We start from the raw sequence: 15240 nt of genomic DNA, 5'->3' as shown, positions 1-15240 counted from the left end.
ATGTGAAATGATTAATTACACATTTCATAAGTGTCATCCTGAGCGAAACGAAGTGAAGCCGAAGGATCTAGTTTTTGGATTAATAGAGAGGAAACAAGAAGCAATGTTAAAGCAAGAGGAAAAAGTACTGATTCGCACCGCACTGATGGAATACCGTTACCTGCTGTTCAAGACATACCACGGCCTTGACGACGAAAAGACAAGAATCGCCCAAGTCAACAAGCTTCTGCAAAACTGGAAGGTTTAGGTCCGAAGAGTATCAGGATGAAGTTTCTTCTCGCCTTAGCACTCCTTTTAGCATGGGGAATCGGATTTGCCAACGAAAACCTTCGTGTGGCTGATTCCTGCTATGCGGCCCGCGCAGAGCGAGCCAAGGGAGACAAGGCGGATCCCAAGAACGCAAAGCTCATGATTGACTCGTACCTGAAGGCCATGGCAGACTCTTCCGTCTGGGAGCGCGCCACCGAAGGCTATGTCAAGAGCCTGTTCTTCTCGTTCCGATTTGTCCACTTCGACAAGAAGCACCGCAAGGCAAAACTGGACAGCCTGAAAGCCATCAGCGAAACCGCCTACAAGCAGTTCCCCAAGAACAAGGAAATCGCCCATGTGTATGCGTCGGCCCTTTCGATGTGGGGCAACGAACGCGGGGCGCTCACCTCGGTGAAAGAAGGGGTAGCCACCACCGTGCGCGACGTCGCCACCTCCGTCGATGACTACCAGGTGCTAGGGCGCGCCCACTTTGTGCTGCCCTACGTGCCCATCGTGCTCTCCTGGCCAGACAAGAAACTCGCCGACAAGTACCTAAACCTCGCCCTTGAAAAGGACCCGAAGGACCTTTACAATTACTTCTTCCTCGCCGAGCTTCGCTTCGACCAGAAGCGCTACGCCGACGCCCTTGACATTATTGACCGAGGACTTTCGCGAGGAATCCGCACCAGCTACTTCCTCGAAGACAAGCGTGGCCGCTGGCAGCTCAAGGAGCTGCAGAAAAAAATCAACGCCAAGCTCGACAAGAAATAAAAGAAGCCGGGTCGAAACCCGGCATTGCTATAAAGGCAATGGGCGCGTTAGCGCCCTATTTTATTAACCCGCCTGGACAGCAGTCAAAGCGATCGTGTAGACGATGTCTTCAACGAGGGCACCGCGGCTAAGGTCGTTCACCGGCTTGGCCAAGCCCTGCAACATCGGGCCAATAGCAATCGTGCCATGGGCGCTGCGCTGCACGGCCTTGTAACCGATGTTACCGGCAGAGAGGCTCGGGAACACGAACACTGTTGCCTTGCCGGCGACGGTGCTGCCCGGCGCCTTCAGGGAACCGACGCTCGGCACGGTCGCCGCATCGTACTGAAGCGGGCCATCCACCAGCATTTCGGGGCGGGCTTCCTTCACAATCTTGGTGGCTTCGCGCACGAGGTCTGCATCCGGGCCCTTGCCGCTGTTCATGGTGCTGTAGCTGAGGAGCGCCACGCGACTCGGCAAACCAAAAGCCTTTGCGGTGTCGTCGCACTGCTGGGCAATGCCGGCGAGTTCTTCGGCGGTGGGGTTCAGGTTAATGGCGCAGTCACCGTAGATATAGGTCTTGTCCGGCATGCACATGAAGAACACGGAGCTCACGGACTTCACGCCCGGAGCGCACTTGATTACCTGAAGTGCCGGGCGGAGCGTATCGGCGGTAGAGTGGATAGCGCCAGAAACAAGGCCGTCCACTTCGCCCATCTTAAGCATCATGGTGCCGAGCATCACGTTGTCGGCGAGGGCTGCGCGGGCCTGGTCTTCGGTCATGCCCTTCGACTTGCGCAGTTCCACAAGCGTCGGCACGTACTTTTCGGCAAGTTCTGCAGACGGTTCAATAATTTCGATGCCAGCCGGGAGGGCGACACCCTGCTCCTTGGCGACGGCAAGGATTTCATCCTTCTTGCCGATGAGCACGGGTACTGCGATGCCGCGGTCAATCACGAGCTTTGCTGCCTGCACGGTACGCGGTTCGGAACCTTCGGGGAGCACGATGCGCTTCTTCGCCTTGGATGCCTTCAGGAGGAGGCCCGCACGGAACATGGCCTGGCTGGTCTTGCGTTCGGCAGGTTCGGCAGCCAAGTCCTTGGCGAGGCACTTGGGGCAGAAGAGAATGCGGTTCGGGCAGAACAGGTCGGCATCTTCGCCATCGGAATAAATCTTTGCGTCGAGGGCGGTTGCGAGCGTATCGTTATACTTCTGGGCCATCACGTCGCTCATGCCCTGGGCGCCTTCGACCACCACGGCGTCTACGGAATCAAAGTCCTGCGAAAGGAAGTCGGCTGCAATTTTTTCCATGAGCACGGCGGAATTGTGGGCCTTCAGTTCCTTCACGGCATCGGCCCCGTTCACGCAGGGCTTGTAGGTGACACTCTTCAGGCCAGCAGCGGCCACGGCATCAACGACTTCTTTGACTTTGGCTTCCATATTGGCGGAGGCAACCAGATAGACTCGATTCATAGAAATCTCCTATTTGTTTTTCTAAATCCACCTTAAAATTAGGATTTTGCCACTGGAAAGACCATTTTTTTGCCTGAAAATGGGCGAAAATCGCGCAAGACAACATTGTAAAGTAATATTTTCGTATGTTTTTTTTGAAAAAATCTATTTTTCTTATTGGTTGACATGTGTTTAGGAATTTATGGAGAGAGCGGATGAAGTGCAAAAACTTTTTCCGGGGTCTGTTTTTATGTCTGACCCTTTTTATAGCGAGCGCCTTTGCCCAGGACTATGTCGCCATAGCCCACGTTATTTATGATGGCAACAGCCTCTATTACGCCGACAACGAATCCAACCTGAAGTACAAGTCCCTGAGCAAGGAAGACGACGGCACATTCACCATCAAGTTCACCCAGGAACGCCTGAAGGCATCCGCCATCGACAAGCGCCAGCTGCGCTTCGGCTCATTCTGCGTCGAAGGTGGCGACTCCTGCAAAACCTACCTGAACCAGGGCGACGAACCGTTCCTCAACACCCTCTTCCCAGATTACAAGGAAGGAGAAGAAGACCAGCCCATCTACGAAATCTGGATTCAAATCAATCCCGACGGAACCCTCACGACCACCACGACCAAGCCCGTCATCGTAGAACCCGCCAAGAAGACAATCCGCTTCCTTGCGCCATGGAGCAACACGAGTGCCGCCATCATCCTGAACGAAAAGATGGACTACATGACGCCCGTGGGAAGCCCCTACTGCGGCTGGTTCGAATACCGCACGGCACTCACCCCGAAAGATGTCTACGTCTACTTCAAGCAAACCATCGGCGGACACTATATCGGCGCCGAAGGACTTTCCAAGGAAGAAATCCAGCCCGAGCAGGAAATACTCCTCGACTCCATCCTCGCCCTCTCCGACACCATCTGGATTTCTGCCACCATGTACAGCGAACCGGAACTTCATACCTCTTTCCCCGGCGAACTCGGCGACTGTCCCATCAAGAAGCTCCCCGTCATGATGTTCGACTGGCTGCACGGAGACGGTAACGACACCGAGAACAGGGAATCCCAGGTAGGCACCACCAGCCAGGACTTCGGTACAGGCGGATGCGCGGCCCTTACCAAGGGAATGGTCGAAGAAACCTTGGGCGCAAACGGCGTCCCCGTCCGCGCAGCAAACTTCCCGAGCAACTGCAAATACACCGAACACTTGGACAACTGGTTCCTGCCCGAAGAAATCCAAGGAAGCGACGGCAATACCTACACCAATGCCACCTGCCGCGATCTGGAACTCACCCTTACCGACGACGGCTTCTGGCTCGGCCAGAAGAACACCGAAAGTCCCGAAAGGGGCCTGTTCTTCCTGGACGACTTCCAGTTCCTGGATTCGGCACATAAAGTTCCAAACCCGATGTACGACCAGATTACGGGCGATTTCGGCACGCACAACTACGGCTTTACCATGAAGATCCAAGCCCAGTTCGAATATGTGAAGGGCCAATACTTCGAATTCCTGGGCGACGATGACGTGTGGGTGTTCATCAACAACAAGCTCGTGGTGGACATCGGCGGACAGCACCACGCCTCCGAAGGCCACATCAACCTGGACAAGCTCGGACTCACCGAAGGCGAAACCTACCCCTTCCACATCTTCTACGCCGAACGCCACAAGGTCGAATCGAACTTCAAGATGCGCACCTCGATGGACCTGAAGGCCGAAGGAAGCATGTTGCTGCAGGATATCCCGACTGGCGACCCGAAGCTCATCAAGAAGAACGTCTGGGAAATCGTACGCAGAAGGGCTCTCGCCTGCGACTTCTCGTCTAGCCCCGAGTTGCAGGACACTGTCGAAGGCCCGTCCAACTTCGTGCTGTTCGGCCGCAGCCTGGACAAGAACGGTGTAGCGCTCAAGACGCTCGACTCCGCTTACTACAGCGGCATCACCGTCCTGAACGACTTCACGTCCATCGAAATCGACATCAAGGCCATCAGCAGGGCCCAGGCGCTACCGCCAGGCAACTACTACATCCGCGTTCGCCTAAAAAGCAACCCCGACGAATACAAGGACATCCCCTTCACAATCGACCCCTACGAACTGCCGAACCTCGCCTTTGCAAGCATCAAGGATTCCACCTACTTCATCGTGGATTTCGACACCCAGGACACACTGAACTTCACCGAATTCTGGGCAGCCTTCGGCGATTCGCTCAACAGGAACGTCTCCAGCGACACGCTCCCCATCAACCTGGATAAAAACGAAAAGCTCTGGGCCGGGCGCTCCTACCCGATCAACATCATGTACGCCGAGGAATGGGCATCGATCTACAACGGCATCTCCGTGCATATCTCCACTTCGACGCCGAACCTGATCGCCTGCGATTCCATGGGCAATACAATCACCGAAGTCGTCCTGAAGGAAGGCCGCGCAAGCTTCTTTGTCAAGGCGACCGACGAAGTCGTAAACGGGGTGCTTACCGTAAGCACCGAGGCGGCAAAGAACAAGAAAGTCAGCTGGACGCAGATCAACATCGCCGTGCCTCCCGTACCGCAGATCGAGACCGCCTATATCTTCGACCGCACCGGTGACGGCCGCGCCGACAGCATCTGGATCAAACTCTCCAAGCCGATTGACGGACAAACGGTGATCGATTCTCTCAAGTTCGTATTTGGCGCAAGCTTCGACAACGCCTACCAGGCCGACAAGTACAGCATCGGCGACGCATCCGTATCGCTCACCGCCAAGGGCGACGGTTTCGGAAATGCCATCTTCACCGGAGGCGAGACTAGCGGATATACCGGAAAGATCAACATCTGGTACACCTACACCGACCCCGAAGACGGCAAGACTGCGATATTCCCCGTCGACGGTTCCCTGACCGACAAGGTGGGCCCCGTGATCATTGCCGCCGAAGTCAAGTACCTAAAGGACGGCAACACGCAGCTGCTGCTGAACTTCAGCGAAGGCATCAAGGATGAAAACGCAAGCACGGACCTCTTCCGCTTCCACTGCTGGAAGGACAACCGCCAGGATTCCCTGGTAAAGTTTGCAAGCGACTTTACAACCACGCCCGCAAACCAGTGGAAGCTTATCTTCCCGAAGGGAGCCGAGACAGACATCATTCCTTCCGTGGGCGACTCCGTGCGCTTTATGCCGCCGTCCCAGCTGGGAGCGGCCCTTGACCTGGTCGACGTCGGCCCGCACGAATTCAACCCGTGGGTCCGAATCACCGGCGAACAGAAGGTGACCGTGACAAGCCCGAAGGTCGTAAGCCTCGACCGCAATTCCGAAACATTTAACAACGCAAAGCAGATCATCCAGAGCAAGGACGCCACCGTGCCGAAGCTTGTTTCTGGGGCAACCACGCTTTCTGCCGACCAGGTCGCAGCCATCTACGGCACCCAGGGCCACTACCTGGGCGACCTCGACATGGCCGAACTCGTCGAGAACGAAATCGCCGAAATCGTGAAGGCCGTGCAGGCGACATCAAGCTATGTCGACAAGGACGAAGCCGAAGAGGCTGAAAAGCTCGGCACGACGCCCAGGACCTACACCATCGAAGAAATCATCGCGAAGGTCGACGCGGGCGAAATGACCATCAAGGAAGCAAAGAAGAAGTACGACCTTTCCCCGGTGATTGTCGACGCCTACGAGAACGGACTTTTGAACAGCGAGAACCTCGCCTACTATTCCCGCGGTACCGAAGCTGACATCCAGAAGATCGTAAGCTCTGTCGCCGACCAGACAGAACTTTCCTACAAGGCGATCTACTACTCAAGCCTCGGCCATTTCGTCAACATGCATTCGGGAACCATCACCTGCAACGACGACATCTTCAAGGAAGGCGGTAACAAGAACTGCCTTGAAAACGAAGGTAGGCTTTTCCTTGCATGGAACATGCGTTCCGAAAATGGAAGGCTCGCCGCAACGGGTGTCTACATCGCTCGCCTGCATGTCCGAATCAAGGTAAATACCAAGATCATTATCGACCGCACCCAGGATTTCCTGTGGGGCGTGCGCCGTGGACAGGTAAATGCCATAGATTTGGGAATTTAGGCCCCAGTAACACACAATTTACACATTTGTTAAGCATAATTAACGGCAATTTCACAGTTGCCGTGTTGCATTTTTTTACAAAAAAAGTTATTTCTACTACAGATATATCTAAATGCGCATAGGGTTTTGAACCCTCTAGGAGATTGGATGAGGTGTGGATTTGTAAAGAGAGCAACCTGGTTGCTCGGTTTGCTTGTACCTGCGGCAATGGCTGCCGATTATTACATAAAAGCGACTTATGACAACAATAGGGCGACCTATATCGCTGTAGAAACTACAAGGGGAACTCAGTGCAGGAACATCCAGAATGGACTTGCCTTTTCCACCGATGACATTACCCAGGAAGACTTCGCAATTTATAAAAGCAGCCCCTGCCAAGAAAGAAACCTGATTGCCACTATTTCTGGAGCAGAGCTCTATGCAGAATCCGATTCTGCAATAATCAACATTGACAGAAACGGAAATTGGAATTTCACAAACAAGCCCAAAGACGACCCGGAGGAGGGACCCAAGGACGATCCCAAGGATCCCGAAGATCCAAGAGACCCGGGCCAGGATGACCCCAAGGATCCGGAGGATCCCGGCAAGGACACTCCCAAGAACGGCCTGAAGTTCATCGCGTTCTTTACCCCATGGACCAACACCAATGCGAAAGTTTTCCTCTCCAACGGTGACAGCGCGGCGATGGTCCCTGTCGAAGAGAAGTATTGCGGGTGGTTCATTGCAGGCGTCAAAGCACCAAACGACAACTTCGGCGTCTACTTCAAGCAGACCATCGGCCCGAACTTCGTCGGCGCAGAAGGCCTTACCAAGACAGAGCCCACTTCCGCTACCGAAATCAGCCTCGATTCCGTCGCTGCGCTTTCCGACACCATCTGGGTCAAGGGAAACCAGGAAGGCGCCCCGGGCATCTACTCGGAACACCCCGCAGGCGTTCTGGGCGACTGCCCCATCAAGAAGCTCCCCGTCATGATGTTCGACTGGCTGCACGGCAGCAAGGGTGACGGCACCCGTGGCAACGGAAGTCCCGAATACGGCATCAGCGCGGACTTCGGCTCCGGCGGCTGCAGCGGAAACCCGATGCGTGGCATGGTGGCAACTGAGCTTGGCCCCAACGGAGTTCCCGTGAGTGCAGCGAACTTCCCCACGAACTGCAAGATTACTGAACATCTGGACTACTGGTTCATTCCGGAATCCCTCGCAGTCGATGCCCAGGGCAACACGCTCACCAACATGACCTGCCGCGACCTCTACATTTCTATGGACGACGAAGGCTTCTGGCTTGCCGAAGTCTCGAAGGACGCCATTTCCAAGGGCAACGAGGCGAACCAAGGCGGCATGTTCCTTTTGGACGACTTCCAGTATCTGGATTCCGCACAAAAGGTCCCGAACCCCTACTACGACCAGCTGCGCGGCGGTAGCGACAACAGGAACCACAACTTCGGGTTCACCATGAAGATCCAGGCGACCTTCGAGTATGTTCCCGGCCAGTACTTTGACTTCCTGGGCGACGACGACGTGTGGGTGTTCATCAACAACAAGCTGGTGGTGGACATCGGCGGCCAGCACGCCCAGGTGGCAGGCGCCGTCGATCTTGACACGCTCGGCCTTATTCCGGACAGTACCTACAACTTCCACATCTTCTACGCCGAACGCCATACGAGTTCCTCGAACTTCCGCATGCACACGTCTATCGACCTGAAGACCGAAGCAAGCATCCTGCTTAGGAGCCCATCGAGCAACAGCGACGTGATCGAAAGAGAAATCTACCAGAGGATCCGCAAGAGCAAGCTCGCCTGCGACTTCTCCGAAGCCGGCAAGGAGCTCACGCTTGAACGCGGCGCATCGACCTTCACGCTCTTCGGCGGAAACCTTCCTTCCACAGGTATCGAACTCGACTCCGCAGGGCTCTGGTTCGGCGGTATTGACATCGGCAAGAACTTCGATGCATTCAAGGTCGACAAGGAAGCCATCAAGGACGCCCATGGGCTTGCCCCCGGCGTCTACTACCTGCGTGTCTCCCTTGTCGCCGACAACAGCCAGCACAAGGACGTCTACTTCGTTGTCGGCGCCTACGAACTTCCGAACCTGACCTTCACCGATCCGAAGGGCAACATGCTCGGCGCAGAAATCGTGAGCGACACGCTGCAGCTCAACCTGACGAAGGACGTCACCATGTGGGTGGGACAGTCCTACAAGGTCTACGTGCAATACGCCGACCAATGGGCGATGAATTCCAACGACAAGATCTACCCCTCCACCAACGATCCCGCGCTGATCCCCTGCGACTCCCTCGGAAACCCGATTACCGAAGTCCAGCTCGTCAACGGGAAAGCGACCTTCTACGTGAAGGCAGTCGGCGAACTGTGGGGCGGCACGCTCTATGTCAAGGGCCAGGCATCCGGCAACACGGCCATCTGGAGTGCCATCAACTTCGCTCTCCCGCCGGTTCCGCAAATTCAGACCGCCTACATGTTTGACCGCGACGGCGACGGCCGCGGCGACAGCATCTGGGTTCACTTCAACGGAACGCTCGGCGGCAAGAACTCGCTGGATTCCGTGAAGTTCACCTTCGGTTCCGTATTCGACAAGGCGTACACTGCGAACTACGATGTCGGCGACTCCGTCGCAACGATTGTCGCAGACGGCAACGGCTTTGGAACAAGCATCTTTACCGGAGGCGAAGAGAAAGTTTACACGGGACAGCTCAAGGTATGGTACACTTACAAGGACAACGGAAAGACATCCGTGTTCCCCACCGAAGGACAGCTTGAAGACAGGATCGGTCCCGTCATCATGGCAGCCGAAGTTTCCTACATGAAGGACGGCAACACGCAGCTCACTATTTCGTTCAGCGAAGCGCTCCAGAGCAACAACGCCTCTTCCGACATGTTCAGCTTCCATGTCTGGAAAAACGGAATCATGAGCACCAACGTAAAGCAGGCAAGCGACATTTCGACAAGCAGCGCCACCCAGTGGAAGCTGATCTTCCCGAAGGGCGCGGACACCGACATCATTCCTGCCGTGGGCGACTCCGTGCGCTTCTCGCCGACATCTGCGATTTCTTCCGCACTGGACTTGGTAAACAACAAGCCGCACCAGGACAACCCGTGGGTCCGCATCACGGGCGAGCAGAAGGTGACCATCACAAGCCCGGGCGTGGTGACGCTTGAACCCGGTTCCGCCGTATTCGACAGCGCAAAGGCGATCATCCAGAGCCCCGAAGCAACCGTCACGAAAATCATCCAGGATCCTTCCATCTTGACCGCGGAACAAGCCGCAGCCGCCTACGGCACGCAGGGACACTTCCTGGGCGACCTGAACATGGCCGAACTTGTAGAAAACGAAATCGCAGATATCGTAAGGGCCGTTCAGAGCACACCTTCCTACGTCAACAAGGACGAAGCGAAGGAAGCCGAGAAGAACGGAACGACTCCCAGGAGCTACACCATCGAAGAAATCATCGCCATGGTCGATAACGGCGACATGAGCATCAAGGAAGCGAAGAAGAAATTCGGTATCGACCCGGTCATCGCCGAAGCCTACGAGAACGGAATCCTCGACTCGCGCAACATCGACAAGTTCCAGCGCGGCACCGAAGCCGACATCAAGCAGATTGTCGAAGCCGTCGCCGAGAACACGGAACTGCGCTACAAGGCGACCTACTACTCGAGCCTCGGCGAATTCGTGAACAGCAACTCCGACGTGATCACCTGCAACAGCGACATCTTCAAGGAAAACGGACAGGGCACCTGCCTAGACAACAACGGCAAGCTGTTCCTCGCCTGGAACATGCGCGCGAAGAACGGTCGCCTCGCATCGACCGGCGTCTACATCGCAAGGCTTGAATACCGCATCAAGGTCGGCAGCAAGACCGTGGTGGACCGTACGCAGGACTTCCTGTGGGGCGTGCGCCGCGGCAAGGTAAACGCACTGGACTTCGGGCTGTAACAGAACCGACTAAAACATCTCTCTCGAATCGCCGATTCGGTCATAAAAAAGAAAGCCGCACTCGTGTGCGGCTTCTTTATTTTCTTCGACAATCTCGCATCTCGCGGGTTAGGCCGCGACCGTGCCGAGCGTGGGTTCCCTGAAGGCCCCGGGCAGCACCGTCGCCGGCAAGGCTACCGTGTTCGTGTTCCCGAGCCTCTCTGCCGGTAACATCGGCTACAAGGCCGTGCAGCGCAGTTCCCATGGCACGATTGCCTTGACTGCTGTCCAGGCTAATTAAGACCGCGCGGCTCTATTGCATCTACAAGAATGTGATGTCGCCTCGCTCTCGCAACCACGCCTCGTCTAACGAGGCGCCTTTTCTTTTTCAAACAGTTTTTACTTTACGGAAATGGTTCTTGTGATTCCGCCGATAGATATCAGGTAGCGGCCCTTGTTCGGCAAGCTTATTTCAAAATCGGGCGTATTGATTCGCGAGTTTGCAAATCCTGCGACAGGGATATTTCTGCCCTGAATATCGAATACGTGGAACGGCGCACCTACGGCAGCGCCCGTGATCTGAACCTTTCTACCCTGAGTTGCAATCGTAAAGGAATTGACGCTCGGCTTGAACGCAACCGAGGTACGTCCGCCATCGTAGCCTTCGACACCGGCACCATTCAGGAGCGGATACGGATCGGTGCCGACCTTCTGGCCCCATACATGGCTGTCTACGCCTTCGGCGCTATAATTGTACAACGCCCAGGCAATAGAACCGTCAGCGAATTCTTCGGGCGAATTCTTGCTAACTGAACCTTCGCAAGTCGATTGGTTGCGGAAAAAGACATTAGCCATCACTTTGGGAAGCGCTTGGCAAACGTCGAAAGCATTTTCGCTCATATTGTAAGAATTGATGATGGAAAGACTTTCCGTTTTTGTTGAGAATCCACCACCCTGTATGGTTTTCTTATTGTATGAGTCGTAGATTTCAATCTGGCCTATATTGTACGAATTGATTATCGAAGTATTTTCATTAATACCAATTAAACCACTAGCATTGCACCTAGATGCCATACTGTGTGAATCAGACTGAGTTTGAATTTTTCCATCATTATGAGAAGTCGATATAGTCAGTTTGTAGCCACTTGCTTCAGCAATAAGGCCCGATGCAATGTCGGCGGTAATTGAAGCACGGTTATAAGAACCAGATACTTCCAGTGAATCGACAAAAGAGAGACCTAATAAACCTCCAGCCATATTATTGCAATATCCCCCAGAGCTCAAGTCGATATCTCCCGCGTTGTACGAATTCGATATTACCACATGCCTGGAAGCTATTCGACCAATTAATCCTCCGACCTCTCTTCCGGCGGAATATTCGTTATATTTGTTTCCAGTTATTCTTGCCGCATTGTAGCTTTTGTCTATAGTAAACGCAGTCGTTTTTTCCGCAGTTCCTATCAACCCGCCTGCATCGACCAATATATAATCCGCGATATCTATAGTTCCCTTGTTATTGGAATTGGATATGGCAATGGATGATTCGCTTCCGGCACGTGCCATCAAGCCACCCATAATGGCTTTGTCACGAATTGATGAGTTAGGATACATTTTCCCTGAATGATAAGAATGGTCAATAGAGATTTTCACGGAATCATTATTTCCGCCTACAAGCCCGCCAATTTCGCGTCCAACAATGGTCATGTTAACATACGAGTGAGTTATAGACAAATTCGTCTTTTCTACGACTGCACCAACAAAGCCTCCTACACGTTCCTTTCCTTCAATGTAAGAATCAATAACGCCCACACTGTCAATAGAAACAACCTTATTTTCTGCGCTTTGTACTTTGCCAAACAAACCGACGTCGTTTCCAGCAGAATTCTTCAGGTAAAGTCCGCTAATCGTATGTCCCTTGCCGTTGAACTTTCCCATGAAGGGCTTGGCAGCCGTTCCAATCGGTACCCAGTACAGCAAATGGTCGGCATCCTTACGGAGTGAATCGGTTGCAGTCAACACGTTTTTGTTCACGACAATGTCGGCAGTGAGTTCGCCACAGGCATCCTGTTCTATTTCATAGCCGTCCTTGCCGCTAACAAGGTAGGAGAATCCGTAGAGTTCGTTTGCACTGCCAATCTGATAGCATCCGTTGACCTTTTGGGGAACCTTCGCCTCGAACCATTTTGCATACATCGTGACACTGTCCCATTGTAGTATCGTAAGCGGTTCCGTAAACATGGCAAACGGAATAAAGAAGGTGTCTTGAGCGTCTTTTTCCAACATCCAGCCCTGGAAAATATGGCCGTCCCAATGTGTCGAATCTTTCCAAAGATAACAGAAATCGAAAGTTGAACAGACTCTGTCGAAGTATACGCCGGGGCCACCATTCATGTCTGCAACAACACGGTAAGTGTTATAATCGAATTCCGCTTCCAATGAAAGGTTCATATCGGGCATTTCAAACACGTACACGCTGTCTTCTGTTTTAATTTCAGTTCTTGAAGAACCGCTGCGGTCGTACCATTTTTTCCAATGGTAACGTTCTACCGGCATAGGCGTCATTTTAACGGAATCGCCAACGGCCGCCGCAAGCAGGAACTTGGTCTGCTCCGGATCGGTTACAATGGCATAACCATGAACAATATTCTGAAGTCCGAATCCCGTTTCAAGCCATGAAATCTTGCGGACGTTTTCGGATTTTGCATATTCGGCATTGAATGTTACGTCGCCCTTGATGTCTGCCACGCAACTGTCAGGAACGCAATACCTGATTGAAGAACCTTCACCTTTTAAAGAGGCGCTCGCCCAAGTATATCCGCTAGGCGCAGAACACTTGACGCTAACAGAATCCTTAACTCCAGACGCGGTGCAAGAACCGCCTTCGGCTCCTGTATAATTGTATGTGATGGTATATGCATTGGCTAGCGTTACAAGCGTAGCAATAGTGAAGAATAACCCCTTAAACATCATTTCCTCCTTTTCACTCAAATATAAAATCCCATTTACAAAAAATCAAGGCCGCTCAGTTGAGCGGTCTTGTTGAATTGCTGATTCCGGCTCGGAGGCCGGAATGACGAATGGGTTACACGAACTTGTAGAGGTCGGTAATGTCTTCGTTGTTCTTGTCGTAGAACCAGAACTGGTTAATGTGGGCGTGTTCGTCTTCCACCAGGCTGATGCTCATGCCATGCTTGTATTCCAAGTAGTTGAACATGCGGTTGTGGTCCTTGCAGAGCACGTCGATCACCTGGGCGCTTACCACGAGAGTGACTTCGCGGAGCTTACCCTTGGCCTTGGCGCGAGCCATCCAGCGGTCGATCATGCCGAGGGTGGATTCGAGCGTTGCAATGCGGCCATCGCCGTCGCACACCGGGCAGCGTTCGGTCTTTTCGGTCATCAGGTTCACGCGGACGCGCTTACGGGTGACTTCCATGAGGCCAAACTGGCTGATGGGAGCGGGGCTGATCGGGGCCTTGTCGCGGCGGATTGCCTTGCGGAATTCCTGGTAGACCTTTTCGTTGTCTTCTTCGGATTCCATATCGATAAAGTCGATAATGATAAGGCCGCCCACGTCACGCAGACGCAGCTGCTTTGCGATTTCGTAGCAGGCGTCGATGTTCGTTTCGAGGATGATCTTGCCCTGGTCCTTGCCGTGCACCTTGGGTCCCGTGTTCACGTCGATAGAGACCAACGCTTCGGTCTGTTCGATCACGAGGTTACCACCACGCGGGAGCGGTACCTGGCGCTGCAGGGAACGTGCGTAGTCGTTTTCGATCTTGAAGTATTCGAACAGGCTTTCGTTAGAGCTCCAGAGCTTCACCTTGTCGAGCTTGTCCGGCGAGAGCACCTTGAGGTATTCGCGCAGGGCAAAGTATTCGTCGCGGTTGTCGATATACACGTAGTCGGTGTTATCGCTGAAGTATTCGCGCACAGTCTGTTCAATCGAATCGGATTCTTCGTAGATGCAGGTTTCGGCAGGCTGGTTTTCGAAGTTGTACTTCGTCTGTTCCCACTTGCTTTCGAGTTCGCGCATCTGCTTGTTGATTTCGAATTCGGATTCGTTCAGACCGTTGGTACGAACAATGTAGCCCACGTCGCGACCCTTGAGGCGGCGGACCACCTTCTTGAATTCGCGGCGCTTGGCCGGGTCGCGTTCACGCTTGGACACCCCAATGAAGTTGGTGCCCGGCATGCACACGAGGAAACGACCTGCAAAGCTCAGGTGCGTGGTCAGACGGGCACCCTTGGTGCTAATCGGTTCCTTGACCACCTGAACCATGATTTCCTGGCCTTCTTGCAGAATTTCGTCAATGGAGACTTCCTTGGAAGAACCGCCCTCGTCATCGTCGTCGCCATATTCGCGGCGGAGGAGTTCGTTTCTGTCCATGGCGTCTTCTTGATGCAAAAAGCCTGCCTTTTCAAGGCCAATATCAATGAACGCAGCCTTGAGTGCCGGAAGCACCTTCTGGACTACGCCCTTATAAATATTGCCCAGAACTCGATTAGAAGATACACCCTCGACGACAAGTTCAACGAGTTCGCCGTCTTCCATGATGGCGATACGTTTTTCGTAAGGGGTCTTACTAATCAAAATTCCGCGCTTGCACTTATTTGCCATTAAAACTCCTAAAAGTAGACAAAACTTGATGGATAAATCCCTAAGAAGCATTCCAAAAGTATGGAGCGCTTCCGAACCCGTGGGTTTCTTTTACGGAAAGTACCGCATTTCCACGCCACAAAGTCTAGGGAATCTAAATATAACAACAAGAAACTCCAACCTTGAAAAACTATAGGAAAAAAGACGGAA

Annotated in this window: 7 protein-coding genes and 1 pseudogene; 5 read left to right on the top strand and 3 right to left on the bottom strand. The window is 53.5% G+C overall.

All coding sequences use genetic code 11. From position 1 onward, the window contains the following. The first annotated feature begins 103 nt into the window (after window positions 1–103). A complete protein-coding gene (locus tag ACKI61_RS11525) occupies window positions 104–247 on the top strand; it encodes a hypothetical protein (RefSeq protein WP_407457842.1) in 144 nt (47 codons plus the stop codon). Between the two features lie 17 nt (window positions 248–264). Further along, a complete protein-coding gene (locus ACKI61_RS11520) occupies window positions 265–1020 on the top strand; it encodes a hypothetical protein (protein WP_407457841.1) in 756 nt (251 codons plus the stop codon). Between the two features lie 63 nt (window positions 1021–1083). On the opposite strand, the gene pta is transcribed toward ACKI61_RS11520, so the two are convergent. Next, window positions 1084–2472 (bottom strand): phosphate acetyltransferase, encoded by a 1389-nt coding sequence (pta, locus tag ACKI61_RS11515; RefSeq protein WP_407457840.1) that lies wholly within the window; start codon window positions 2470–2472, stop codon window positions 1084–1086. 194 nt (window positions 2473–2666) lie between these two features. Here pta and ACKI61_RS11510 point away from each other — a divergent pair, with 194 nt between their 5' ends. The 3 genes and pseudogenes from ACKI61_RS11510 to ACKI61_RS11500 all read left to right on the top strand — a co-directional run. Beyond that, window positions 2667–6503 carry a fibro-slime domain-containing protein gene (locus ACKI61_RS11510; RefSeq protein ID WP_407457839.1) on the top strand — a complete coding sequence of 1279 codons (3837 nt, stop codon included), beginning with the start codon at window positions 2667–2669 and terminating at the stop codon, window positions 6501–6503. A gap of 147 nt (window positions 6504–6650) precedes the next feature. Then, window positions 6651–10454, top strand: a complete 3804-nt coding sequence (locus ACKI61_RS11505; protein WP_407457838.1) for a fibro-slime domain-containing protein — start codon at window positions 6651–6653, stop codon at window positions 10452–10454. Window positions 10455–10566: 112 nt separating this feature from the next. Then, a pseudogene (locus ACKI61_RS11500) lies at window positions 10567–10713 on the top strand (phosphate acyltransferase); the annotation flags it as partial. A gap of 119 nt (window positions 10714–10832) precedes the next feature. Here ACKI61_RS11500 and ACKI61_RS11495 read toward each other — a convergent pair. Continuing rightward, entirely contained in the window at window positions 10833–13400 is a 2568-nt protein-coding gene (locus ACKI61_RS11495) for a hypothetical protein (protein ID WP_407457837.1), read from the bottom strand. A gap of 115 nt (window positions 13401–13515) precedes the next feature. Then, on the bottom strand, window positions 13516–15051 hold the full coding sequence (locus tag ACKI61_RS11490; protein WP_088629009.1) for an Rne/Rng family ribonuclease: 1536 nt from the start codon (window positions 15049–15051) through the stop codon (window positions 13516–13518). Window positions 15052–15240: the final 189 nt, after the last annotated feature.

Origin of the sequence: Fibrobacter sp., from assembly GCF_045601785.1 — a bacterium.
Classification (GTDB): domain Bacteria; phylum Fibrobacterota; class Fibrobacteria; order Fibrobacterales; family Fibrobacteraceae; genus Fibrobacter.
The sequence above is the reverse complement of the archived record's forward strand: the minus strand, read 5'-3'. Positions and strand labels throughout refer to the sequence as shown.

Bases quoted from the DNA above. Each gene is read 5' to 3' on its own strand.
- ACKI61_RS11525 (WP_407457842.1), top strand. From the start codon at position 104: ATGTTAAAGCAAGAGGAAAAAGTACTGATTCGCACCGCACTGATGGAA.
- ACKI61_RS11520 (WP_407457841.1), top strand. From the start codon at position 265: ATGAAGTTTCTTCTCGCCTTAGCACTCCTTTTAGCATGGGGAATCGGA.
- pta (WP_407457840.1), bottom strand. From the start codon at position 2,472: ATGAATCGAGTCTATCTGGTTGCCTCCGCCAATATGGAAGCCAAAGTC.
- ACKI61_RS11510 (WP_407457839.1), top strand. From the start codon at position 2,667: ATGAAGTGCAAAAACTTTTTCCGGGGTCTGTTTTTATGTCTGACCCTT.
- ACKI61_RS11505 (WP_407457838.1), top strand. From the start codon at position 6,651: ATGAGGTGTGGATTTGTAAAGAGAGCAACCTGGTTGCTCGGTTTGCTT.
- ACKI61_RS11495 (WP_407457837.1), bottom strand. From the start codon at position 13,400: ATGTTTAAGGGGTTATTCTTCACTATTGCTACGCTTGTAACGCTAGCC.
- ACKI61_RS11490 (WP_088629009.1), bottom strand. From the start codon at position 15,051: ATGGCAAATAAGTGCAAGCGCGGAATTTTGATTAGTAAGACCCCTTAC.